The organism is Paracoccus zhejiangensis (assembly GCF_002847445.1).
Taxonomy (GTDB): domain Bacteria; phylum Pseudomonadota; class Alphaproteobacteria; order Rhodobacterales; family Rhodobacteraceae; genus Paracoccus; species Paracoccus zhejiangensis.
In genome coordinates, this window is the sequence record NZ_CP025430.1 from 3,661,738 (window position 1) to 3,683,765 (window position 22,028).

The 22,028-nt window shown below is 67.8% G+C and carries 22 protein-coding genes; 8 read left to right on the forward strand and 14 right to left on the reverse strand.

Annotated elements, in window-relative coordinates; translation table 11 throughout:
* Positions 1–32 precede the first annotated feature (32 nt).
* On the forward strand, positions 33–1,574 hold the full coding sequence (locus CX676_RS17780; protein ID WP_101753751.1) for an MORN repeat-containing protein: 1,542 nt from the start codon (positions 33–35) through the stop codon (positions 1,572–1,574).
* A 136-nt stretch (positions 1,575–1,710) separates the two neighbouring features.
* Entirely contained in the window at positions 1,711–2,868 is a 1,158-nt protein-coding gene (locus CX676_RS17785) for a GAF domain-containing protein (RefSeq protein WP_101753752.1), read from the forward strand.
* A gap of 12 nt (positions 2,869–2,880) precedes the next feature.
* Here the strand turns inward: CX676_RS17785 and CX676_RS17790 are convergent, their stop codons facing one another.
* The 3 genes from CX676_RS17790 to CX676_RS17800 all read right to left on the reverse strand — a co-directional run bounded on the left by CX676_RS17790 (position 2,881) and on the right by CX676_RS17800 (position 5,978).
* Positions 2,881–4,044: a YcjF family protein gene (locus CX676_RS17790; RefSeq protein WP_101753753.1), complete on the reverse strand. Its 1,164-nt coding sequence runs from the start codon at positions 4,042–4,044 to the stop codon at positions 2,881–2,883.
* Entirely contained in the window at positions 4,041–5,411 is a 1,371-nt protein-coding gene (locus CX676_RS17795; protein WP_101753754.1) for a YcjX family GTP-binding protein, read from the reverse strand. The genes CX676_RS17790 and CX676_RS17795 overlap by 4 nt, the downstream gene beginning before the upstream one ends.
* Positions 5,412–5,495: 84 nt before the next feature.
* Positions 5,496–5,978 carry a hypothetical protein gene (locus CX676_RS17800; RefSeq protein WP_157935984.1) on the reverse strand — a complete coding sequence of 161 codons (483 nt, stop codon included), beginning with the start codon at positions 5,976–5,978 and terminating at the stop codon, positions 5,496–5,498.
* 108 nt (positions 5,979–6,086) lie between these two features.
* Between CX676_RS17800 and hrpB the strand changes: the two genes are divergently transcribed.
* Complete coding sequence (gene hrpB, locus CX676_RS17805) at positions 6,087–8,552, forward strand: ATP-dependent helicase HrpB (RefSeq protein WP_101753756.1); 2,466 nt, start codon at positions 6,087–6,089, stop codon at positions 8,550–8,552.
* 102 nt (positions 8,553–8,654) lie between these two features.
* Complete coding sequence (locus CX676_RS17810) at positions 8,655–8,945, forward strand: hypothetical protein (protein WP_101753757.1); 291 nt, start codon at positions 8,655–8,657, stop codon at positions 8,943–8,945.
* Positions 8,946–8,988: 43 nt separating this feature from the next.
* On the opposite strand, the gene dinB is transcribed toward CX676_RS17810, so the two are convergent.
* The 3 genes from dinB to CX676_RS17825 are packed head-to-tail and all read right to left on the reverse strand — an operon-like array spanning position 8,989 to position 12,581.
* Complete coding sequence (gene dinB / locus CX676_RS17815; protein WP_101753758.1) at positions 8,989–10,104, reverse strand: DNA polymerase IV; 1,116 nt, start codon at positions 10,102–10,104, stop codon at positions 8,989–8,991.
* On the reverse strand, positions 10,101–10,835 hold the full coding sequence (gene ygfZ, locus CX676_RS17820) for a CAF17-like 4Fe-4S cluster assembly/insertion protein YgfZ (RefSeq protein ID WP_101753759.1): 735 nt from the start codon (positions 10,833–10,835) through the stop codon (positions 10,101–10,103). The genes dinB and ygfZ overlap by 4 nt, the downstream gene beginning before the upstream one ends.
* A 3-nt stretch (positions 10,836–10,838) precedes the next feature.
* Positions 10,839–12,581, reverse strand: coding sequence for an ABC transporter ATP-binding protein (locus tag CX676_RS17825; RefSeq protein WP_101753760.1), 1,743 nt, complete (start codon positions 12,579–12,581; stop codon positions 10,839–10,841).
* Positions 12,582–12,718: 137 nt separating this feature from the next.
* On the opposite strand from CX676_RS17825, the gene CX676_RS17830 reads away from it, so the two are divergent.
* Positions 12,719–13,891 carry a pyridoxal-phosphate-dependent aminotransferase family protein gene (locus CX676_RS17830; protein WP_101753761.1) on the forward strand — a complete coding sequence of 391 codons (1,173 nt, stop codon included), beginning with the start codon at positions 12,719–12,721 and terminating at the stop codon, positions 13,889–13,891.
* Between the two features lie 15 nt (positions 13,892–13,906).
* Here CX676_RS17830 and CX676_RS17835 read toward each other — a convergent pair whose 3' ends face one another.
* From CX676_RS17835 to CX676_RS17845, 3 genes are all read right to left on the reverse strand, one after another.
* Positions 13,907–14,191: a DUF305 domain-containing protein gene (locus tag CX676_RS17835; protein ID WP_101753762.1), complete on the reverse strand. Its 285-nt coding sequence runs from the start codon at positions 14,189–14,191 to the stop codon at positions 13,907–13,909.
* Positions 14,192–14,273: 82 nt separating this feature from the next.
* On the reverse strand, positions 14,274–14,840 hold the full coding sequence (gene rsmD, locus CX676_RS17840) for a 16S rRNA (guanine(966)-N(2))-methyltransferase RsmD (protein ID WP_101753763.1): 567 nt from the start codon (positions 14,838–14,840) through the stop codon (positions 14,274–14,276).
* Positions 14,837–16,039 (reverse strand): NAD(P)/FAD-dependent oxidoreductase, encoded by a 1,203-nt coding sequence (locus tag CX676_RS17845; RefSeq protein ID WP_101753764.1) that lies wholly within the window; start codon positions 16,037–16,039, stop codon positions 14,837–14,839. The genes rsmD and CX676_RS17845 overlap by 4 nt, the downstream gene beginning before the upstream one ends.
* Positions 16,040–16,115: 76 nt before the next feature.
* Between CX676_RS17845 and CX676_RS17850 the strand changes: the two genes are divergently transcribed.
* Both CX676_RS17850 and CX676_RS17855 read left to right on the forward strand, forming a co-directional pair.
* Positions 16,116–16,604: a peroxiredoxin gene (locus CX676_RS17850; RefSeq protein WP_101753765.1), complete on the forward strand. Its 489-nt coding sequence runs from the start codon at positions 16,116–16,118 to the stop codon at positions 16,602–16,604.
* Complete coding sequence (locus CX676_RS17855; RefSeq protein WP_101753766.1) at positions 16,601–17,197, forward strand: class I SAM-dependent methyltransferase; 597 nt, start codon at positions 16,601–16,603, stop codon at positions 17,195–17,197. Before CX676_RS17850 ends, CX676_RS17855 begins: the two co-directional genes overlap by 4 nt.
* On the opposite strand, the gene CX676_RS17860 is transcribed toward CX676_RS17855, so the two are convergent.
* Positions 17,194–18,123 (reverse strand): LysR family transcriptional regulator, encoded by a 930-nt coding sequence (locus tag CX676_RS17860; protein ID WP_198590239.1) that lies wholly within the window; start codon positions 18,121–18,123, stop codon positions 17,194–17,196. The two genes, CX676_RS17855 and CX676_RS17860, sit on opposite strands and share 4 nt — an antisense overlap.
* A 100-nt stretch (positions 18,124–18,223) precedes the next feature.
* On the opposite strand from CX676_RS17860, the gene CX676_RS17865 reads away from it, so the two are divergent.
* Positions 18,224–18,580: a hypothetical protein gene (locus tag CX676_RS17865; RefSeq protein ID WP_101753768.1), complete on the forward strand. Its 357-nt coding sequence runs from the start codon at positions 18,224–18,226 to the stop codon at positions 18,578–18,580.
* A gap of 76 nt (positions 18,581–18,656) precedes the next feature.
* Here CX676_RS17865 and CX676_RS17870 read toward each other — a convergent pair whose 3' ends face one another.
* From CX676_RS17870 to CX676_RS17885, 4 genes are all read right to left on the reverse strand, one after another.
* Positions 18,657–19,625: an NAD(P)H-dependent flavin oxidoreductase gene (locus CX676_RS17870; protein WP_101753769.1), complete on the reverse strand. Its 969-nt coding sequence runs from the start codon at positions 19,623–19,625 to the stop codon at positions 18,657–18,659.
* A 100-nt stretch (positions 19,626–19,725) separates the two neighbouring features.
* Entirely contained in the window at positions 19,726–19,980 is a 255-nt protein-coding gene (locus CX676_RS17875) for a hypothetical protein (protein WP_101753770.1), read from the reverse strand.
* A 90-nt stretch (positions 19,981–20,070) separates the two neighbouring features.
* The gene (locus CX676_RS17880) at positions 20,071–21,513 is read right to left on the reverse strand and encodes a DUF692 domain-containing protein (RefSeq protein WP_101753771.1); all 1,443 of its coding nucleotides are present in this window, start codon (positions 21,511–21,513) and stop codon (positions 20,071–20,073) included.
* Between the two features lies 1 nt (position 21,514).
* On the reverse strand, positions 21,515–21,937 hold the full coding sequence (locus CX676_RS17885; RefSeq protein ID WP_101753772.1) for a hypothetical protein: 423 nt from the start codon (positions 21,935–21,937) through the stop codon (positions 21,515–21,517).
* Positions 21,938–22,028: the final 91 nt, after the last annotated feature.

Consider the following 22,028-nt stretch of genomic DNA (forward strand, 5'->3'; position numbering starts at 1 on the left):
GAGAACCTTGGCCAGAACGGAAGGCGGGCGGAATGAAGGCAGGCATGGGCGGGCTGGCGCTTCTGATCGCCATTGCCGGGACAGGGATGGGTGCGGGGGGCAATGCGGCCTTCGCGCAGGACATCGTGACCCGGCAATACGAGGATGGCGCCATCTACGAGGGCACCTTCCGCAATGGCCGCCAGCACGGGCGCGGCATCTATACCCTGCCAAGCGGCTATCGCTACGAGGGCGACTGGGTCGATGGCGAGATCAAGGGGCAGGGTCTGGCGAAATATCCCAATGGCTCGGTCTACGAGGGGCGCTTTGCCGGCGGGCTGCCCGATGGCAAGGGCAAGATCACCTATGCCGATGGCTCGACCTACGAGGGCGACTGGCTGGCGGGCGACATCACCGGCGCGGGCGTCGCCACCTATGCCAATGGCAGCAGCTATACCGGGCAATTCGTCAAGGGGCTGCATCAGGGCAAGGGCGTGATGAGCCAGCCCAACGGCTTCAAGTATGACGGCGACTGGGCCAGCGGCGTGAAGGAGGGGCAGGGCAAGATCACCTATCCCGATGGCTCGATCTACGAGGGCGGGATGCTGGCCGGGCAACGTGCTGGCCGGGGCAAGCTGACCATGCAGGACGGCACCGTCTATGACGGCATCTGGGCCGCCGGGCAGATGGCAGGCACCGGCCGGCTGACGCAGGACGGCACCGGCTATGCCTATGAGGGCCAGATGGCCGATGGCAAGCGCGAGGGGCAGGGGATCGAGACCTATGCCAATGGCGATGTCTATGACGGCCAGTTCAAGGCCGACCAGCGCCACGGCACCGGCACCTTCACCGGCAAGGGCGGCTATGTCTATACCGGCGCCTGGGTCGAGGGCCGGATGGAGGGGCAGGGCACACTGACCTATGCCGATGGCTCGGTCTACCAGGGCCAGATGAAGAACGACCTGCCCGATGGCAGCGGCAGGATCACCTATGCCGATGGCTCGACCTATGAAGGGGCCTGGCTCAACGGGCTGATCACCGGCGAGGGCAAGGCCAGCTATGCCAATGGCATGGTCTACGAGGGCAGCTTCCGCGATGCGCGCTATCAGGGGCAGGGGCGGATCACCTATCCCAACGGCTATGTCTATAACGGGGCCTGGGCCGACGGGAAACGCGAGGGCGCGGGACAGGCGACCTATCCAGATGGCACGGTCTATACCGGCGATTTCGTCGGCGGGCTGCGCGAGGGCAAGGGCAAGCTGACCTCGCCCGACGGCTTCACCTACGAGGGCGGCTGGCGCGAGGGCCAGATCGACGGCGAGGGCGTGGCGACCTATGCCAATGGCGACAGCTATACCGGCCATTTCGAGGCCGGGAAGCGTCAGGGCGAGGGCGTTTTGCGCTATGCCTCGGGCGAGGTCGCGGCGGGCGAATGGGAAGATGACCGGCTGACCCGTGAGGCTGTCCCCGAGGGCGAGGGTCAGTCTACCGAGGGCAGCGACGCGGAAGGCGCGCCCGAAGCGCCCGCTACTGCACCGGCCACGCCTGAGGACGAGGCAACCGATGCGCAGGTCGGCGAGGCGGCGGGCAACTGACCGCAGCCTGTGGGCGGTCCGACAAGTTACGTTGCGTCGCCCGGCGCTGCGACCGAATGCCGCAATAATCGGTGGACGGGCGCACGAATGTCTTTATGACAGAACCTCGCGCATCTGATCTGGCGACTCCCCCAACGTGATACATCCCTTTCCCGATACCGAGACCGATGCCCATCGACGGGATCTTGCCAGCCCTGACCGGCTGGCTGCGGTGACGGCCACCGGGCTGATCGACAGCCTGCCGGAAGAGGCCTTCGATCGGGTGGTTCGGCTGGCGACCAAGGTAACCGGTGTGCCGGTGGGGCTGTTCACGCTTGTCGATGACCGGCATCAGGCCTTCAAGGCGCGCGAGGGTCTGGTGGGCGAGAATGCCGCCGTCACCGAGACGCCGCTGTCCAGTTCGTTCTGCCAATATGTCGTGACCTCGGATCAGCCGCTGGCGGTCAGTGATGCCCGCACCCATCCGCTGCTGTCGCAGAACGGCGCGGTGGCGGGGCTGGGGGTTATCGCCTATCTGGGCGTGCCGATCCATGCACCGGGCGGGCAGGTGATCGGTTCGCTCTGTGCCATCAATGACGTGCCGCAGGACTGGACCGAGGATCAGGCTGCGGCGCTGCGCGATCTGGCGGCGGTGGTCGAGACCGAACTGGCCCTGCGTCACAGCATGGCCGAACGGGCAATGATCCTGACCGAGCTGAACCATCGGGTGAAGAACCTCTTCGCCATGGTCGGCGGCATGGTCCGGCTGGCCCGGCGCGAGCATCAGGATGTCGAGGCGCTGGCCGCTGACCTCGAGGCGCGGGTGAACGCGCTGGCGCGTGCGCACCAGCTGATCGTGCCGACCTCGGCGCTGGACCCCGGTGCGGATGCCGGCGTGCCGCTGGACGAGTTGCTGGCCTCGCTTCTCGCGCCCTATGACCAAGAGAGCGATGCGCACCGGATCGAAGCGATCGGCCCGGACGTGCCGCTTGGTCCCAAGGCCACCACCCATCTGGCACTGGCACTGCACGAACTGGCGACGAATTCGGTGAAGTACGGGGCGCTTTGCCTACCCGGCGGGCAGCTTCGTCTTGGCTGGGTCCTTGGCGCGGATCATCTGCAACTCGACTGGGTCGAGCAGGGCGTCGCCCCGGCCCAGCCTGGCACCGAGGGGCCGGCGAACGGCTCGGGTTTTGGTTCGCAGCTGCTGGAAATGACCATCGAGGGTCAGTTGCAGGGGCAGTTCGAGACCAGCCGCAGCGAGGCCGGCCTCAGTCACCGGATCAGCATTCCCCTGCCGCAACTGGCGCGCTGAGCCGCGACCGGCTCAGGCGTCGTTCTCGGGCCTGAGCTGCTGCTGCGCCGGGGTGTCGTCATTGCCGAAGAGTCCGCGCAACCCTCGCGCCACCAGGTTGCCGACCTTGGGGCGGGGCTGGTGGATGAAGGGCAACGGGCGGCAGACCTCCATCGCGGCAATACCGACCCGGGCGGTCAGCGCACCATTGACCACGCCCTCGCCAAAGCGGCGGCTGACCTTGGCCAGAACCCCGCCGCCGGCCATGGTATGGATCAGGTCATCGCCCGCCGCCACCGCGCCGGTCGCGACCAGATGGGTCATCACCGTCCGCGCCAGCCGCCAGCCGCCGACCGCCCCGGCCCGGCCGCCATAGATTTCCGCCATCCGCCGGATCATCCGCAGATTGGCCGCCAGCGCCGCCAGCACATCCGCGAGCGCCAGTGGGATGAGCGCGGTGGCAGCGGCGACGGTGCGGGCGGCGGCCTCGATCTCGCGCCGGGCCTGTTGGTCCAGCGGCGCGAGCAGGTTGGTCTCGGCCATGCCGAGCAGGGTCGCGGCATCGAAGGCATCGCCCTCGCGGTCCTTCAGGTTCTGCCGCGCCCAGTCCAGTTCCGGGCGCTTGCCATAAAGCGATTGCAACTGACCGGTGACCTGCCGCGCCGCCGCCAGATCGCCATTGGCCAGCGCCGTTCCCGCCGCGCGGTGGATCTGGTCGATCCGCGCGAACCGTGCCCAGGCCCGGTATTCGCGGAAGGCCATCAGCAGTGCGGCAAAGGTGAACAGCGCGAACAGCGCCACCCCGATCCAGCCCAGCAGCGGATAGGCGTTCATCAGCCGGTTGATGAAGTTCAGCGCCGCGATGGACAGAAGGAAGGTGAACAGCGCCACCCCACTGTTGATGAAGAAGCGGGTCAGTGGCGAAGGGCCGCTGCCCACCAGTCGCGTCACCATCTCCATCGTCCGGGGACGCGGCAGCGCACCGATGCCATCATCGATCGGCGCGGCATCGGCCGGGTTCGGCGTGCTGTCTCGGCTCTCGGTCCGGGCCTCGATGCGCGGGGCGGCAGGGCGGGCCTGCGGCGCGGGTTCCGGCTCGTCGCCGGCAAAGGGGCGGGGGTCCGGGCGCGGGGCGCGCGACGGCTCGCCCAGTTCGATCAGCACCGGGCCGCGTTTCTTGGGTGTTTCGTCGCTCATATCCGGTCCCCGATCAGGAATTCAGCGGCGCGGTCCAGCCTTATATGCGGCGGGCCGTCGCCTTGCCGCGCGGTCTGGGCGGCGGGGGCAAAGTTCATGATGGCATAATCCGCATCCAGCCAGTGCTCGGCCCCCTCGCGGGCGGGATGCAAGAGCACCGCCGGATCGGCCGGCAATTCGCCGGGATAGAAGGCCGCCTGCCGCCCGTCCATCAGCGTGCCGCGCACGGCGGGCAGATCCTCGTCGCCCTGCCGGATCACGTCCTCGGTGGTGGTGCGCAGCGCGGCGATCGACATGGCCTCGGTCCGCGCGCCCGAGAAATCGGCGCGGTCGCGGGCCTCGCGCAGCATGGCGGTCAGGATATTGGTCAGGCGCGGATGCTGCACATGGTTCAGGTGATCGGCCTTGGTCGCCGCGAACAGGATGCGCTCGACCCGCCGCGTGCCCAGAAGCTGCGACAGCCAGCCGGCGCGGCCGGGGCGGAAGGCGGTCAGGATATCGGCCATCGCCCGGCGCATGTCCTCGACCGCCTGCGGCCCCTGATGGATCGCGCCCAGAACATCGACCAGCACCACCTGCCGGTCGATCCGGGCGAAATGATCGCGGAAGAAGGGCTTCACCACCCGCGACTTGTAGGCATCGAAGCGGCGACGGAATTCGCGGTAAAGCGGGCTGCCCGACAGGATCGCCGGCAGCGGCGCAAAGGTCAGCGCCGGCGAGCCGGCCATTTCGCCCGGCAGAAGGAAGCGGCCCGGCGTGCAATCGGAAAACCCGGCCTCGCGCGCCTCGCGCAGATGCGCGGTATAGACCTCGGCCAGCCGCTGCGCGGTGGGTTCGTCAAAGCGCGCCTCGGGGTCGATCGCCGCCAGCGCGGCTTCATAGGCCTCGGTTCCGGGGCGGCCCTGCATCCGGTCCAGCGTCTCGGCCGACCATTCGGCAAAATCACGCTCCATCAGCCGCAGGTCCAGCAGCCATTCGCCGGGGTAATCGACGATATCGAGATGGATGGTCTGCATCCCCTTCAGCCCGGCAAACAAGCCCTGCGGCTGAACCCTCAGCGACAGGCGCAGCTGGCTGACATGGCGCGTGCCCTCGGGCCAGTGCGGGTCGGGGCCGGTAAGCGCGGCAAGGTGGCGTTCATAGTCGAAACGCGGCACGGTATCGTCGGGCTGGGGCTGCAACCATGCGGATTTGATACTGCCATCGGCGGCTGCGCGCAGGGCGTGCATCCGCCCGCGATCCATCAGATTGGCAACGAGGCTGGTGATGAACACGGTCTTGCCGGCGCGGCTGAGCCCGGTGACGCCAAGCCGGATCACCGGGTCCGACAGACCCAAGCCCTGCATCAGATCGCTGCCGATACCCATTCACGCCCCCAAAACCCATTGCCGTCAAACCAAAGCGGCTCGCGCAAGATAGGTTCCCATCCCGGCGATTGGTAGGGGGCGGGGTCAGAGGCCGTCGCAGAGCGGCGTCGTCGCCTTCAGTCGCCCAAGCGCGGCACCGGAGCCGGCGAGGGTGAATTGGGTGAGTTTGGTGGAGCCGAGCAGGATCTCGACCGAACTGCCACCACGCAAGGCAGAGGTCAGGGCCGCCGCTTCGGCCGTCGGCCAAGGCTTAATGTCGGCGGTAAGGGATTGCCCGCAACCACTCTGGCTGCATTGTGTCGGCATCAGATGCGGGCGACCTCCATCGACGCTGAAGCCAAACATAGCGACTTGGCCCTGCAGGGTCTGCACCCCCGGATTGGGCGACATCCCCAATGAAACGGAGCCCCCATTGCCGCAGCCGACATCAAGGCGAAAGCCGGCGGCGTTCTCGACATAGGCACTGCCCAGATCGTCAGAGGCTTCGGGCGCGCGATACACCCAGTCAGCGGCGGCGGGCAGCGCCATGGCGGCGAGGGATAGTGCAAAAAGGCATAATTTCAGCATGACTAACTCCCTGATAAAACATGTGAATATGGGGAGAATATTAGCAGAATTGGCGATTCGGAAAAACCCGGCTTCCGCGTGCCGAGCCTCTTTGCGATAAGCACCGGCATGAGTGAGGCACTCCCCATCGACGATGCCCTGCCGCCGCTGCGCGCGGCGCTGGCGGCGCATGGCCGGGCGGTGCTGGTGGCGCCGCCGGGTGCCGGCAAGACGACGCGTGTGCCGCTGGCGCTGATGGATCAGGTGCAGGGCAAGATCATCATGCTGGAACCGCGCCGGCTGGCGGCGCGGGCAGCGGCAGAACGCATGACCTCGACCCTGGGCGAGCCGGTGGGACAGCGCGTCGGCTATCGCATCCGCGGCGAGGCGGTGGCAGGCAACCGCATCGAGGTGGTGACCGAGGGCATCCTGACGCGGATGATCCAGTCCGATCCGGGTCTCGACGGCATCGGCTGCGTCATCTTCGACGAGTTCCACGAGCGCAGCCTGAATGCCGATCTGGGCCTGGCGCTGGTCTGGGAGGCGCGCGGGGCGTTGCGCCCCGATCTGCAATTGCTGGTCATGTCGGCGACGCTGGAGGCCGAGCCGGTGGCGGCGCTGTTGGAAGATGCTCCGGTGGTACGCTCCGAAGGCCGGGCCTTCCCGGTCGAGACCCGCTGGCTGGACCGCCCGCTACCCGCTGGGGCGCGCTTCATCGATGCGGCGGCGCGTCTGATTGCCGATGCCGAGGCCGAGACGCGCGAGACGGGTGGCACGGTTCTGGCCTTCCTGCCGGGGGAGGGCGAGATCCGCCGGGTCTCGAGCCTGCTAGGCGGCACCGGCTGCGAGGTGCTGCCGCTTTACGGCGCGCTTGATGCCAAGGCGCAGCGGGCGGCGCTGTCGGTGCCGGGGGCGCAGCGGCGTATCGTGCTGGCGACCTCGATTGCCGAGACCTCGCTGACCATTCCCGAGGTGCGGGTGGTGGTCGATGCCGGCCGGGCGCGGCGGGCGCGCTTTGACCCGGGCAGCGGCATGTCGCGGCTGGTGACCGAGCGGGTGAGCCGGGCCGAGGCCGACCAGCGGCGCGGCCGCGCGGGCCGGGTGGCACCGGGGGTCTGTTACCGGATGTGGGCGCGGGCCGAGGAGGGCGGCCTGCCCGCCTTCGCCCCGCCCGAGATCGCCGTGGCCGATCTGGCCGGGCTGGCGCTGGAACTCGCGGCCTGGGGCGCGGAACCGGGCGATCTGGCCTTCCTGACCCCGCCGCCCGAGGGCGCGCTGGCCGAGGCGCGGGCGCTGCTGGCGGGGCTCGGGGCGCTGGATGCCGCAGGTCGGATCACCGATCACGGCAAGGCGCTGGCGCGCCTGCCACTGCATCCGCGTCTGGCGCATATGCTGATGGTCGCTGGCCCGGAGGCGGCGGACTTGGCGGCGCTGATCGGCGATCGTGACCCTCTGCGCGGCGCGCCCTCGGACCTGTCGCTGCGGTTGACCGCGATCCGCGATCCCAAGGCGCGGCTGGCGCACGAAGCCTCGCTGCCGGCGCTGCACCGGATCCGGGACGAGGCGAAGCGGTTGCGGCGGCTCGTCCCGTCCCGAGACGGACGGGGGGCCAGCCCCCCGCACCCCCGGGGATATTTGGGTGAAGAAGAACGGGGAAAGCTGTCGCCGGGGGCGATGGCGGCTTTGGCCTATCCCGACCGGATCGGCCTCCGGCGCAAGGGCGACGAGCCGCGTTTCGTGCTGTCGGGTGGCAAGGGCGCGGTTCTGGATGCAGGCGATCCATTGGCCGGGCAGAGGCTGATCGTGGCGGTCGATCTTGACGGTTATGCCCGCGAGGCGCGGGTGCGGCTGGCCGCGCCGATGCGCGAGGATGAGCTGCGCGACCTTTGCGGCGAGCGGATCGAGGCGGTGGAGCTTTGCGACTGGTCGCGGCGCGAGGGCCGGGTGCGCACCCGCCGGCAGGAACGGCTGGGGGCGCTGGTCCTGTCGGATCAGGTCTGGCCGGATGCGCCCGAAGAGGCGGTGGCGCGGGCGGCGCTGGAGGGGCTGCGGCTCGACGGGTTGAGCTGGAAGCCGGCGGCGGCACGTCTCAGGGCGCGGATCGCGCTGGTGCCAGACATGCCCGCCGTGGATGACGCCAGCCTGCTGGCCGAGGGTGACTGGCTTCTGCCCTGGCTCGGCAAGGCGCGGACCTTGGCCGATCTCAGGGCGCTGGACCTGACCCGGCCCTTGCTGGCGCTGATCGGTTGGGACGGCCAGCAGCGTCTGGACCGCGAGGCACCGCCGCATTTCACCACCCCGCTGGGGCGCAAGGTCCCGATCGACTACGACCACGAGACTCCCTCGATCGAACTGCGGCTGCAGGAACTGTTCGGCGTCACCCGCCACCCGAACGTTGGCGGGCGGCCGCTGCGGATCTCGCTGCTGTCACCCGGCGGCAAGCCGGTGCAGGTGACGATGGACCTGCCGGGCTTCTGGGCCTCGTCCTATGCCGATGTCCGGAAGGACATGCGCGGGCGCTATCCGCGCCACCCCTGGCCCGAAGACCCGACCGAGGCCGACCCGACCACGCGGGCCAAGCCGCGCGGCACCTGACCTTGCGTCACGCCCCTGAAATCTCTTGCGTTAATCTTTGTTAATGATCCAATCCCGCCAGCCACACTCCGCGAAAAGGAGGGGCATCAAAGGGAGGATGAGATGGAACAGATATTGGGGCAGCTGATCGGCGGCATTGCCGGCGGCGCCGGGGGTGGCAAGATCGTCAAGGGCTCGGACATGGGCGGTCTCGGCAACATGATTGCCGGGGCGCTTGGCGGGCTGGGCGGTGGCCAGATCCTCGGCGGGCTGCTGAATGCGGGCGCGGCGGATGCTGCGGCGGCGGGCGGCATGGATATCGGGGCGCTGGCCTCGAACCTCGTTGGCGGCGGCGTCACCGGGATGATCCTGCAGATCGTCGTCGGGATGGTGCTGAAGAAGATGCGCGGCTGAACCGCCCTGTGAACTGGCCCCGTCCGGACCCGGGCGGGGCCGTTCAGTCGAAGAGGTCAAGCTGGGTCATGTCGGCCTCGGGATCGGGATGATCGAAGCCCGAAAGGGTGATCCCCAACAGCCGCGCACCACGGGGATCGGGCAGCACCGTCACCGCCAGCTCGCAGGCGATGGCCAGCATCTCGGCCTCGGTGGTGACCGGCCGGGGCAGGCTGCGGGCGCGGGTGATCTGCTGGAAATCGGCGAACTTCACCTTCAGCGTCACCGTTCGGCCATGGAGTTCACGCTGGTCAAGATGCCGCCACACCTTGCCGGCCAGCGGCGCCAGCGCCTCGGTGATCTCATGAAGCGTCATCAGGTCGGTGAAATAGGTGTTCTCGGCCCCCACGGATTTGCGGATGCGGTCGGGCCGGACCTGCCGATGGTCGATGCCGCGCGAGATGTTCCAGTAATATTGCCCGGACTTGCCAAAGCGCTTCTGCAGGAAATCCAGCGGCTGCGCCCGCAGGTCGGCGCCGGTGGCAATGCCCATGGCCTGCATCTTCTTCGCCGTGGCCGGGCCGACGCCGTGGAACTTGCCGACCGGTAGCGACAGGACGAAATCCGGCCCCTTCTCGGGCGGGATGACGCAAAGCCCGTCCGGCTTGTTCTGGTCCGAGGCGAGCTTCGCCAGAAACTTGTTATAGCTGACCCCGGCGCTGGCCGTCAGCCGGGTGGTCTCGCGGATGCGGGCGCGGATCTCGCGGGCGACCTCGGTGGCGGTCTGGCCGGGCCAGAGATGATCGGTCACGTCCAGATAGGCCTCGTCCAGCGACAGCGGCTCGACCAGCGGGGTGTAATCCTTGAAGATGTCGCGGATCTGGGCGCTGACCGCCTGGTAGACATCGAAACGGTGCTTGACAAAGATCAGGTCGGGACAGAGCCGCTTGGCCGTGACCGAGGGCATGGCCGAGCGCACGCCATAGACCCGCGCCTCGTAACTCGCCGCCGCCACCACGCCGCGCAGGGACGAGCCGCCGACGGCGACGGGCTTGCCGCGCAATTCGGGATGGTCACGCTGCTCGACCGAGGCAAAGAAGGCATCCATGTCGATATGGATGATCTTGCGCGTGACCGGAATGGGTGGCGCGCCGGGGGGGCGTTCCGCCCCGGGGCTCATTCGGGAAAGACCCGTGCCTCGCCGGCCTGCATCCCCTCGCCCAAGCGGTCGAAGCGGACATGGGCGATTCCCCGCCCGCCGGATTGGGTAAAGAGGGTGCCGACCTCTTTCCCGTCAGCGGTCAGGATCGGCGTGCCGATCGGCGCCTCACCCTTGATGCGCAGCGTCCGCAAGCCTTTCCGCAGCTCGGTCTTGTGCTTCATCCGCGCCGTCACCTCCTGCCCGACATAGCAGCCCTTGCGGAAATCGACGCCGTGAAGGCGCTCGAACCCGGCTTCCAGCGGGTAGGTATCGTTGGGGATCAGCTCGGCCAGCGTCTCGGGGATGGTGTGCTCGACGCGGATGGCGTCCCAGTTGCTGCCGTCATCGCCGGTCCCGCCATAAAGCCGCCAGCCAAGCGCCGGGTGGCGCGGGTCGATGATGGCGCCATCCGGCGCGGGGCCGGTGCCACGGGCGACGGTCAGCTCGGTCGGCTTCAGCCCGACCTTGGCGCGGAGCCGGTACATGGTCAGGCGGCGCATGAGATCCTCGGCCAGTCGCGCATCCACGTCGAGAAGCAGGCTGTCGCCATCGGGAATGGTCAGGAAATCGGCCAGGTACTTTCCCTGCGGCGTCAAGAGCGCCGACCAGGCCGCGCCGTGCGAAATGTCATTGGTGACGAGGTTCTGCAGGAACGGAACCCGGTCCTCGCCGGTGACGCGGAAGATGCGGCGATCAGTGTTGAGGGACATGGTTCACTCTTCCCCGAATTGAAGGCGGACAAGGCGGGCATAGGTGCCGCCCCTGTCCATCAACTGGTCATGCGTGCCCTCTTCGACAACCCGTCCGGCCTCGAGCACCACGATCTTGTCGGCTTGGCGGATGGTCGAAAGGCGATGGGCGATGACCAGCGTGGTGCGGCCCTGGGACAGCGTATCCAGCGCCTCCTGCACCATGCGCTCGCTGGCGGTGTCGAGCGCGCTGGTCGCCTCGTCCAGAAGCAGGATCGGGGCATCGCGCAGCACGGCGCGGGCGATGGCGACGCGCTGCCGCTGCCCGCCGGAAAGGTTCGAGCCGCGCGGACCGGCGGGGCTGTCGAGCCCGGCAGGCAGGCCCTCGGTGAACTCGGCCACATGGGCGGCGGTGACGGCGCGCGACAGGTCCTCGGCATCGGCGCCGGGGCGGCCCATGATGATGTTGTCGCGCAGGGTCTCGTCGAACAGAGCCGATTCCTGCGCCACGGTCGAGAACTGGTCGCGCAGCGTTTCCAGCGTGAAGTCGCGCACCGGCACGCCGCCGAGGGTGATCTGGCCGCGGTCCGGGTCGATCATCCGGGTGATCAGGTTGAAGACCGTGGACTTGCCCGCGCCCGAGGGGCCGACCAGCGCGGTGGTCTGGCCGGCCTCGGCGGTGAAGCTGAGGCCCTGCAGCACCGGATGACCGTCAAAGCCCAGCCAGACATCCTCGATCTTGATGGTGGTGTCGGTCGGCGGCTCGCTGCGCGGGCCAGAGAACACCGTCGGGCGGGTGTCGAGGATCTGGTAGATCCGTTCGAGGCTGGCTGCGGCGGTCTGCCAGCTACCGGCCAGCAGGCCCAGGCGGCGCAGCGGCTGGAAGGCCAGCGACATGGCGGTGAAGAAGGACATGAAATCGCCCACCGTCCGCTCGCCCCGCGTGACCTCGGCCCCGCCAAGGGCCAGCACGCCGACGAAGCCGAGCCCGGTCACGATGTCGATCAGTGCGGGGATCGTGGCGCCGATGGTGGCGACCTTGACCTGCGCCTCCTTGATGCGCTCGACGATCTGGCCATAGCGGGTGGTCTGCGCCTCTTCCATCCGGTTCAGCCGCACGGCGCGGATGCCATGCAGCACCTCGTCCAGCCGCGTGGCGCGGGCGCTGGCCTGTTCGCGAGTCTGGCGCATCTTGCGGCGGATATAGCGCTGCACCAGCAGCATCGGCAGGATCAGCACAGGCGCCCCGATCAGCGCGGCCAGCGTCCACCACGGGTCGATGATGATGGCCACCGAGAACAGCGAGACCAGCGCCACCACATCGCGCCCCGCCCCGGTGATCAGCGTGGACCAGATGCCCTGCACGGCGCTGGTGTCGCCCTGCACGCGCTCGATCAGCGCGCCCGGCGGGTTGACCTGGAAGAAGCGCGAGTCGAGCGTCAGGATATGGCGCAGCATGTCGGTCTGCATCGCGGTTGCGACCGACAGCGAGACCCGCGTCAGGATTGTGCGGTTGAAGATCAGGGTGATGGCGCGGATCAGGAACAGGCTGAAGATGACGCCGCCCACCCACCAGATCGCGCCGGTATCGCCGCCGACGAAGACCCGGTCAAAGAGCGGCTTCAGCATCCAGGAGAGCACCGCGAGGGTCGAGCCCTCGATGGTCATCAGGATGAAGGCCAGCGTCATCGACGGCCAGTGCGGGCGCAGGTAGTCCTTCCACATCCGGGCGAACAGGCCGGGCGTTCTCTTGGGTCTCGTGCTCATGCCTGTGGGTCCGGGTCTTGCATTCCCCCTGTTAGCCCAGCAGGGCGCGGGGCGGCAAGGCGCGCCGCAGCCGAGGGGCGTTGACGATGGCCGATGCGCGGCTTAGCGATTGGCGCGGAACATAAAACAGGTCCCCCATGCGCCTTGCCACCGGACATCCCGTCATCGCCATTCCCGGCCCCTCGCCGACGCCCGACCGGGTGCTCAGGGCGATGCACCGCGCCTCGCCCGACATCTATGGCGAGGGGATGCAGGCCGCGATCGAAAGCGTGGTGGCGCGGCTGAAGCAGGTCGCCGGGACCAAGGCCCATCTCGCCTGCTATATCGGCAATGGCCATGCCGGGTGGGAGGCGGTGACCGCGAACCTGTTCAAGCGCGGCGACCGGGTGCTGGTGATCCAGTCCGGGCATTTTGGCCGTAGCTGGGCCGAGGTGATGGCGCGGCAGGGCGTGGCGGTCGAGGCGATGGATTTCGGCCTCGCCCCGCCCGATCCGGCACGGCTGGCCGAGCGGCTGGCGGCGGCTGATGCAGAGGGGATCGTCGCCGTCTGTGTCTGCCAGACCGACACGGCCAGCTCGGCGCGGGCGGATATTCAGGCGCTGAAAGCGGCGATGGGCGATCACCCGGCACTGCTGGTCGTGGACGCCATCGCCTCGCTGGGTTGCGCGCCGATGAAGATGGACGACTGGGGCGTCGATGTGCTGATCGCCGCGAGCCAGAAGGGCCTGATGTGCCCGCCGGGTCTGGCCTTCGCGTGGTTCTCGGACCGGGTGGCCGGGCGCGGTCCGACCGATCTGACCACGCCCTATTGGGACTGGCATCCCCGCGCCGCTGCCGAAGCCGCCTGGCAATACTGGGGCGGTACACCGCCGGTGCAGCTTGTCTACGCGTTGGACGAGGCGCTGCGGATGCTGCTGGAGGATGAGGGGCTGGAGGCGGCCTGGGCGCGGCATCAGCGTCTGGCCGAAGCTTGCTGGGCAGCTTTCGATGCCTGGGGCGCGGGCCATCCGGAGATCAGGCTGGTGGTTGCCGAACCCGCCCTCCGGGCGCAATCGGTGACGGCGGCGACGGTGCCGCAGGCCGATGCGCTCAGGGCATGGCTGAGCGACAATCTGGGCGTGACGCTTGGTGTGGGCCTCGGGGCCGAGGATCCGGCGACCGGGCTGCGCGTGGCCCATATGGGCTATTGCAACGCCGCCATGCTGCTCGGCACGCTGGCGGCGATGGAGGCGGGGATGATCGCTCTGGACATTCCGCATGGCACCGGCGCGGTCGAGGCGGCGGCGCGGGTGATCGCCGGGCTTGGCTAAACGCGGCGGAAATACCTAGACCGATGCCTGGCCGCGATCATCCAGCCATTGCCGCATCAGCGCCAGGTCCTGTTCCTGCGCGGCGATGACCTCGCGGGCGAGGGCAAGGATTTCAGGGTCGCGGCCCTGTTCCAGCACGGTCCGCGCCATGGCCAGCGTGTCCTGATGATGCGGGATCAGGCTGCGGACGAAATCAATATCGGCATTGCCGGTCGGGCCGGCCTCCTGCGCATAGGCGCCAAAGGCCAGCGCGAAGAGAATGGGGCTGAGGGCGGCGACGGCGGCGGTCTTGCGGGTCATGATTGGCCTCGTTCGTTGTGCTCGTGGCGCAACTGAGCCTGTGACGGCGCGGCAAGGCAAAACAAACCCCGCTCACCGGGGATCACATGGATGGCATCCGGGCCAGCGTGACGATGCTGTCGCCATAGCGGCGCTGGTCGATCTGGCCGAGCGGGGCGGGGATGACGGGGGCGCGCGATTCCTCCCACACGATCATTGCGCCGGGCGCGATCCAGCCGCCGCTGAGGGCCGAGGCAATGGCGCGCTCGCCCAGCCCCTGCCCATAGGGTGGATCGAGGAAAATCAGGTCATAGGCGGCACCACGGTTTTCGCCCAATGCGGTCGCATCGCGCCGCCAGAGGTCGGTGACGCCCATGGCGCGGGCCTTTTCGACATTGCTGCGGATCAGGGCCCGGGCCTTCACCCCGTCATCGACAAAGGCCACCCGTGTCGCACCGCGCGACAGCGCCTCGAGCCCCAGCGCGCCGGTGCCGGCGAAGAGGTCCAAGACCCGCGCGCCGGGGACCGGGTTGCCATGGGTGCCGTTGATCAGGAGGTTGAAGATCGCCTCGCGCACCCGGTCGGTGGTCGGGCGCAGATGGGCGGCGGCATCGCCATCGCCGACATCGGCAAGCTTCAGCCCGCGCAGGTTGCCGCCGACGATCCTCATTTCAGCAGGGCCTTGAGGTCGGTGGCGGCGGCAAGGGTGTCGGGCTCAACCGAGCGGCCGGCATCGATCAGCCGCTTGCCGACCATGTAGGCGCGGGCATCGTTCAGCGCGTCGACGGCGATCAACTGGCCCTCGCGGAAATACCAGGTGCTGCCGCCATGGTCGCCCTCGCCGGGGCGGCTGACCGTGCGGTCATAGCCGGCATTCAGCCCGGCGATCTGCAGCTTGGCGTCGAACTGGTCAGACCAGAACCACGGTTTCGCGGCATAGGGCGTTTGGGCGCCCAGCAGGTTGTCGGCCACCGCCTCGGCCATGTCGATGGCATTGCCGACGCTTTCCAGCCGGATGCGCTGGCCGTGCTGGGGGAAGCTGGCGCAATCGCCCGCCGCCCAGATGGCGGGATCGGAGGTCCGGCCGAAGGCGTCGGTGGCGATGCCGTTGTCGAGCGTCAGCCCGGCAGAGGCGGCCAGCGCGGTATCGGGATCGATGCCGATGCCCATGATGACCAGATCGGCCGGCAGGTGGCGGCCATCGGCCAGTTCGACGCCATCGGCGCGATCCTTTCCGGTGATCCGGGCGAGCGCTGTGGCTTCCAGGATCTCGGTGCCATGGGCGCGGTGCAGGGCGCGGATCATGTCGGCGGTCTCGGGTGCGGCGACCCGGCCAAGAATGCGCGGCGCAGCCTCAACTAGCGTCACCTCGAGACCCAGCTTGCGGGCGACCGCAGCGGCCTCGAGCCCGATATAGCCGCCACCGATGACGATCAGCTTGCGTCCGGCCTGCATCAAGGGCGCGATGGCGGCGATATCGGCGAGGTCGCGGATGGTGAAGGTGCCGGGCAGATGGCCGCCCATGGACGCCGGCAGGCGGCGCGGCGTTGCGCCAAGCGTCAGTGCCAGCGCGTCATAGCCGTGGCTGCCCTTGTCGGTGGTGACGATGCGGGCGGCGGGATCGATGGCTAGGGCACGCTCACCCAGATGCAGGTCGATGTTGTTCTCGGCCCACCAGTCGGCCCCGCGCAGCATCAGCCGGTCCAGCCCCATCTCGCCCAGGAGATAGGCCTTGGACAGCGGCGGGCGTTGATAGGGGGCGACCGGCTCGGCGCCGATCACGCTCAGTGGACCGTCATGGCCCTTGGCGCGCAGCCGCGCGGCCAGCGAGGCTGCCGCCTGACCGGCGCCGATGATGAGAATGCGCATGGAGGCCCCTGCTGGTCTGTGTTCGGCCTGCACCCTATATTCGCCGCGAATCTGTTGCAATTGATGGAGAGAGCGCATGACGATCAAGGTTGGTGACACGCTGCCCGAGGGCAATCTGATGCGGCTGAACGAGAGTGGCCGGCCCGAGCCGGTGGACATGGCCGAGCTGGCCTCGGGCCGCGTGGCGATCTTTGGTCTGCCCGGTGCCTATACCGGCACCTGCACCACCGCGCATATGCCCAGCTTCATCCGCACCGCCGACCAGTTCCGCGCCAAGGGCGTGGACCGGATCATCTGCCTGACCGTGAACGATGCCTTCGTGGCCACCGCCTGGGGCAAGGAAACCGGCGCCGAAGCCGCCGGGATCGAGGTTCTGGCCGATGCCGATGGCAGCGTCACCCGCGCCATGGGTCTGGATTTCGACGCCCCGCCGGCCGGCCTTTTCGGTCGCTGCAAGCGCTGCGCCATGCTGACCTCGGACGGGTCGGTCCAGGTGATCCAGATCGAGGACTCGCCCGGCGTCTGCACCGTCACGGCGGGCGAGGCGCTGCTGGAGCACGCGTGAGCCGCTTCTCGGATGACGAGACCCTGCGCTTTTATGCGCAGTCGTCCTCCGACTATGCGAACGAGGGGGCCGGCCGGATCTGGGCCGGCCTTTCCGATTTCATCGCCCTGCTGCCCGAGGGGGCCGAGGTACTGGAACTGGGTTGCGGTGCCGGGCGCGAAGCGGCGGCCTTGCTGGCCGCGGGGTTCCGGGTCGACGCGACCGATGGCTCGGCCGAGATGGTGGCCGAGGCGCGGGCGCGGACCGGGATGACTGTGCGCCAGATGCGCTTCGATGAACTGGCGGTCGTGGCGCGCTATGATGCCGTTCTGGCCAATGCCAGCCTGTTGCATGTCCCGTTTGCAGGCCTGCCCGAAATCCTCGTCCGGGTACGCCGGGCCCTGCGTCCGGGCGGTGTTCTGGTCGCAACCTTCAAGACCGGCGGCGCGGCAGGCCGGGATGCTGCCGGGCGCTATTTCAACCGACCCACGCGCGAGGCGCTGGAGACCGCCTTCCGCAGCGCCGGCTTTGACGATCTGTCCATCGATCAGAGGCATGGCGGCGGTTATCGCGGCGAGCCGACAGAGTGGTTGACGGTGGTCGCGCGGCCCTAGCTCGGGGATCCGCCCGCCTGGCGCTCAAGCCGGCGGCAGGTGTCGATGATCAACTGTCGCAGCCAGTGATGGGCGCGGTCATTGCGAAAGCGCGGATGCCAGCCAAGGCTGATGGCCGGCGGGTCTTGCGCGAAGGGAAGGGGAGATGAGACCAGCCCCGTGCCGTCGAAACGGAGGATGATCTCCGGCAGCACAGCGACAAAATCCGTCGCCCGAACCAGCGCCGGCGCGAGCACATAGCTGGAGATCGAGGCGCTGATCCGGCGCTTGCGGCCCATCGCAGTCAGGATCTGGTCGATCGGACCCTGAAAGCTGCCCTCGACCGGGGTGACATTCAGCTGCGACAGGTCGCAGAACTGATCAAGCGTGATGGCACCCGTCAGGCGCGGATGGCCCTGTCGCCAGATCACGCAATTGGGCGCAGTCAGCAGGCGGGTGGTCTGGAAGCCTTGCGGCATCCGCGTGGCCGCCGTGATAACCAGATCGAGCTTCCCGGTCTCGGCAGCCGTCACCATGTCGTCATGATCGAGCGAGCCTGTGGTGATGCGGATGCCCGGCGCCTCGGCGCAGATCGTGTTCAGCACCGAGGGAAGGATCACCGCCAGCGACACGTCGGTGGCAGCGATGTGGAAATGCCGGTTGCCGGTGGCGGGGTCGAAATCGGTCTCGGCAAAGATCAGGTCAGACATGTCCGCGAGCAGCGCGTGCAGCGGCGCCTGCAGCGCCTGCGCGCGCGGCGTCGCGACCATGCCATGGGCATTGCCGACCAGAATTTCATCCCCCATCAGGTCGCGCAGCCGCGCGAGTTGCGCCGAGAGGGCTGGCTGGCTGATGCCAAGACGGCGGGCGGCGGCGGTCACGCTTCGCTCGGTCAGCAGCGCGTCGAGCGAGACCAGCAGGCCGAGATCGCTTCGGCGTAAATCCATGTGGGTTATGCCAATCATATCGTGGATCGATTTTTATTATTCTGTCGCAGGCCCCATTTGTCCAGTCATCGAAACACCGCATCTCAATGGGAGATCCGACATGACCCTGAAACTTGCCGCCGCCGCCCTGCTGGCAACCCTCGCCCCCGCCGCCGTTCTGGCCGAAAGCGTCACCCTGACCGCGCCGCAGAACGGCGTGACCCTGCAAGGCGAGAGCGTCGACATGAGCCTCTATTTCACCGATGGCGAGGCCGGCGCCTACGAGCTGGTCGCCACCTATGTCAGCGACGCCGCCCCCGACCAGCCGCAGCGGCTGGTGATGGCACTGAGCGATGGTGATGATGTCAGCTTTTCGCTGCCCGGCCACGAGGAAACGCTGTACAATTTCGAGCGCGTGGGCAGCATCGTGACCGTCACTGGCGAGCCGGCGACTTTCTCGGCGGCGAATAACAGCTGATCCGATCCACCATTCCGACAGCAGTAGGCCCGCCAATCGTATGGCGGGCCTTTGGTTTTTTGGAAGGGCGTTGAGCTTACATCGAGGAGAGTTCGGCCTTGGCGGCGGCATATTCGCCCGCCAGACGGTCGACCAGCTGCCCCGCCGGCTGGATCTCGCGCACCGCGCCGATGCCCTGACCCGAGCCCCAGATCGTGCTCCACGCCTTGGGCTTCGACGAACCTTGGCCGAAATCCATGCTGCTCGCATCGGCATGGGCCAGCGCCTCGGGGTCGAGGCCGGCATTTCGGATCGAGGGCGCGAGGTAATTGCCCGACACCCCGGTGAAAAGCGAGGAGGTGACGATATCCATCGCGTCCGATTCGACGATCATGTCCTTGTATTCGGCGGGCGCGTTGGCTTCCTCTGTGGCGATGAAGGGGCTGCCGATATAGGCCAGATCGGCCCCCATGGCGCGGGCCGCCAGAATGGCGCGACCGGTGGCGATGGCGCCCGACAGCAGCAGCGGTCCATTGAACCAGTCGCGAATCTCCTGGATCAGCGCGAAGGGTGATTGCGGGCCGGCATGGCCACCGGCACCCGCGGCCACGGCGATCAGCCCGTCGGCGCCCTTCTCGATGGCCTTCTTGGCAAAGACATTGTTGATGATGTCATGCAGCGCGATGGCGCCGCAGTCATGGGCGGCGGCGTTCACCTCGGTCCGGGCGCCAAGCGAGGTGATCCAGATCGGTACCCGGTGGCGGTGGCAGATCTCGATATCGCGTTCCAGCCGGGCATTGCTGCGATGGACGATCTGGTTGACGGCAAAGGGTGCGGCCGGGCGGTCGGGATTGGCCTGGTTGTGGCGATCCAACTCCTCGGTGATGCGCGTGAGCCAGGCTTCCAGCTGGATCGGATCGCCGTCCTTTTCGCGGGCATTGAGCGCCGGAAAGCTGCCGACGATGCCGGCCTTGCATTGGGCGATCACCAGGTCCGGGCCAGAAACGATGAACATGGGCGAGGCGACGACGGGAATGCGCAGGTTCTGCAGGATCGGCGGCAGCATGGAGTCCTCCTTGACGTTCGCGTCAATATGCGGAGGACGCCCTGTTTCGGCAAGCGTGACGCGAGGGCAATGCCTGCCCCGCCGCCACGTCACTTAGTGCTCAACACTTACCCTTGAAACTCCACACATCCTTCTTGCGGCTCAGTTTGAACGTCGCCGGTTCCGCCCCGCCGCAGACCGAGGTTGCGGCCTCCTGCTTCAGCTCGGCGCCGGTCCATTCCGGTCCGGCCTTGCCGCTAAACTTGCCGCCGCCGTCATTTTCAAGCTGCAATTCGTTCGAGGCGGGGGCATCGCCGGTACAGGCGGCCAGCGTGGCGAGGAGGGTGAGGCAGGGCAGGGCGGCAAAGAGGCGCATCGGGGGAGCTTTCGGGCTGGTGAAACAGCGCGGGTGTCGCCGCAGGGTGCCGTCCTGTCAATGGCTTGCGTGTGCTTGTTCAGAGTGACGTTACAGCGCCGCCGCGTCGGAAGTGAAGTCGGCCAGAGTGAAGCCATCGGGCAAGAGTTCAACCTCCCATTCCGGGCCGTCAGGCAGGTTCGCGGGCAGGCGCGCGACCGCCAGCGCCTCGAACAATGTCGTCGGGTCACCGGGAAAGCGGACGAGTTGTGCCTTGCCCTGCCGCACGATCCTGAGGAAGGCCAGATCATAGCCGAGAAGCGCCAGCAGCCACGGATCATCCTCGCCCTCGCCGATCAGGTAATCGGCAAAGCTCTCGGCCTCGAGCGGGGTGAAAAGGCGCGGATCGCGGGCGGTGTGGAAGCGGCCCAGCAGCGTCTCTGTGCTGTTGCCGTCTCGCAAGAGCAGATAGCGCAGCGTGCGCGGCATGGCACGGACCAGAATCGAGCCGCGAAAGCTGCGGGCGAGCTTGGCGTAAAGCCGCAGCGCCTTGGCATCATCGGGCCAGGGATGCTGCTCGGGATCGGCCTGCCAGACGGCGCGGGTCGCGCCGTCTTCCCAGTCAGCGGAAGCGGGGCCGGGGGTGGCTGGCCGGGGAACAAGCGCGGCGGGCGGCGCGTCCGAGCGGCTGATGCCGGCGCGGTCCCAGATCTCGCGCAACTCGTTCACCGTATCGTCCAGCTCCTCGGGCGCCATGCGCTCGAGGAAGGTATCGTAGATCTCGAAATTCAGCGCGCCGAGATTGGGCAGGCTTTGCACCACCTCGCGCGAGAAGGCAGCGAGGTCGACCGGCATCTCGCCGGAATGACTGTCCAGCCAGTAGCCGTCCATCTCCTGCCCGCCGGCCAGGTGAATTTCCCAGACCCGGTCCAGCGGGATCTGCGCCAGAAAATCCTGCATCCGGATGCGGCCGTTCCGCTCGTTGCAGTAGAGGTTGTGCAGGTCCAAGAGGATGCCGCAGCCGGTTTCCTCGCAGATGCGCGCGACGAATTCACCATCGGGCATCTCGAACGCCTTGCGGGCGAAATAGGCGACGCCGGTTTCGATGGCGACGGGGCGGCCCACACCTCCGGCAAAGGCGCGGATGTTCCGGGCGGCGATCTGGACGCCCTCATCGGTCTGCAGCGGCGGCAGCAGGAAGCCCGCCGCCTTGTGCGGGGTGCCGGCGATCGACAGGTGCTCGCTGACCCAGGGGCTGTCCAGTCGCTCGGCGACGCGGCGCAGCAGAGACAGTTGCGCCGGATGTGGGCGGCGGGTGCCACCGATCGGCATGCCGACCGAATGGACCAGCTTTTTCTGCGGCAGTTCGGCAAGCATGTCGAAGGCCGGGGTGAATTCGTAGAAGGGCCCGTCGAACGGGTCATCGGCCAGCCAAAGCGTCTGCGGCTCGATCTCCAGCACATCCAGTGCGGTGGGACGGCGCTGCAGGAAGGGCTTCAGCGCCGTCGAGAAGATCATGCCGATTCCGAGCTTGGGGGCCTGGAATGCAGCCATGTCAGCCAATGGTCATCACCTGTTCGCGAAGGTTCATCCGGGCGTCGAGCACCAGCGAACGTTCGAGGTTGAAGCGCCAGTCGCAGCCGGTGGCACAGGCGACATGGCCGGTCAGTTCGGCCAGCTTGTCGATGGCGGCAAAGACCGTGTCGATATTGCCGGCCGCATCGGGGTTGAGGCCGATATCCAGGGTCTTGCCCGACGCCAGTCCGCGCCGTCCCGGCAGGGACACCGGATGCTCGCTCACATCCTTTTCAAAGATGAAGTCGCGCTGCAGTTCGAACATGATGTCGTGACCCGAGCAGCAGGCCTGGCAGCCCAGATGGCCCAGCACGCTGCCGACCGCCTTTTTCAGCCGGTCGATATCCGAGGCGACGCTGGCCGGCAGCGAGACCCGGACGGGGTTGGTGGAGATGTCCTTCATAATCGATCCCTACTCCAGAGATATTCGCGCGAATCTGCGCGAATTAATAAATAACATAATTATTTTTAAATTGAGATTTATTTTAAATATG

Coding starts and splice junctions, on each gene's coding strand:
- CX676_RS17780 (WP_101753751.1), top strand. CDS start 33: ATGAAGGCAGGCATGGGCGGGCTGGCGCTTCTGATCGCCATTGCCGGG.
- CX676_RS17790 (WP_101753753.1), bottom strand. CDS start 4,044: ATGAGCGACGAAACACCCAAGAAACGCGGCCCGGTGCTGATCGAACTG.
- CX676_RS17795 (WP_101753754.1), bottom strand. CDS start 5,411: ATGGGTATCGGCAGCGATCTGATGCAGGGCTTGGGTCTGTCGGACCCG.
- CX676_RS17800 (WP_157935984.1), bottom strand. CDS start 5,978: ATGCTGAAATTATGCCTTTTTGCACTATCCCTCGCCGCCATGGCGCTG.
- hrpB (WP_101753756.1), top strand. CDS start 6,087: ATGAGTGAGGCACTCCCCATCGACGATGCCCTGCCGCCGCTGCGCGCG.
- CX676_RS17810 (WP_101753757.1), top strand. CDS start 8,655: ATGGAACAGATATTGGGGCAGCTGATCGGCGGCATTGCCGGCGGCGCC.
- dinB (WP_101753758.1), bottom strand. CDS start 10,104: ATGAGCCCCGGGGCGGAACGCCCCCCCGGCGCGCCACCCATTCCGGTC.
- ygfZ (WP_101753759.1), bottom strand. CDS start 10,835: ATGTCCCTCAACACTGATCGCCGCATCTTCCGCGTCACCGGCGAGGAC.
- CX676_RS17825 (WP_101753760.1), bottom strand. CDS start 12,581: ATGAGCACGAGACCCAAGAGAACGCCCGGCCTGTTCGCCCGGATGTGG.
- CX676_RS17830 (WP_101753761.1), top strand. CDS start 12,719: ATGCGCCTTGCCACCGGACATCCCGTCATCGCCATTCCCGGCCCCTCG.
- CX676_RS17835 (WP_101753762.1), bottom strand. CDS start 14,191: ATGACCCGCAAGACCGCCGCCGTCGCCGCCCTCAGCCCCATTCTCTTC.
- rsmD (WP_101753763.1), bottom strand. CDS start 14,840: ATGAGGATCGTCGGCGGCAACCTGCGCGGGCTGAAGCTTGCCGATGTC.
- CX676_RS17845 (WP_101753764.1), bottom strand. CDS start 16,039: ATGCGCATTCTCATCATCGGCGCCGGTCAGGCGGCAGCCTCGCTGGCC.
- CX676_RS17850 (WP_101753765.1), top strand. CDS start 16,116: ATGACGATCAAGGTTGGTGACACGCTGCCCGAGGGCAATCTGATGCGG.
- CX676_RS17860 (WP_198590239.1), bottom strand. CDS start 18,123: ATGGATTTACGCCGAAGCGATCTCGGCCTGCTGGTCTCGCTCGACGCG.
- CX676_RS17865 (WP_101753768.1), top strand. CDS start 18,224: ATGACCCTGAAACTTGCCGCCGCCGCCCTGCTGGCAACCCTCGCCCCC.
- CX676_RS17870 (WP_101753769.1), bottom strand. CDS start 19,625: ATGCTGCCGCCGATCCTGCAGAACCTGCGCATTCCCGTCGTCGCCTCG.
- CX676_RS17875 (WP_101753770.1), bottom strand. CDS start 19,980: ATGCGCCTCTTTGCCGCCCTGCCCTGCCTCACCCTCCTCGCCACGCTG.
- CX676_RS17880 (WP_101753771.1), bottom strand. CDS start 21,513: ATGGCTGCATTCCAGGCCCCCAAGCTCGGAATCGGCATGATCTTCTCG.
- CX676_RS17885 (WP_101753772.1), bottom strand. CDS start 21,937: ATGAAGGACATCTCCACCAACCCCGTCCGGGTCTCGCTGCCGGCCAGC.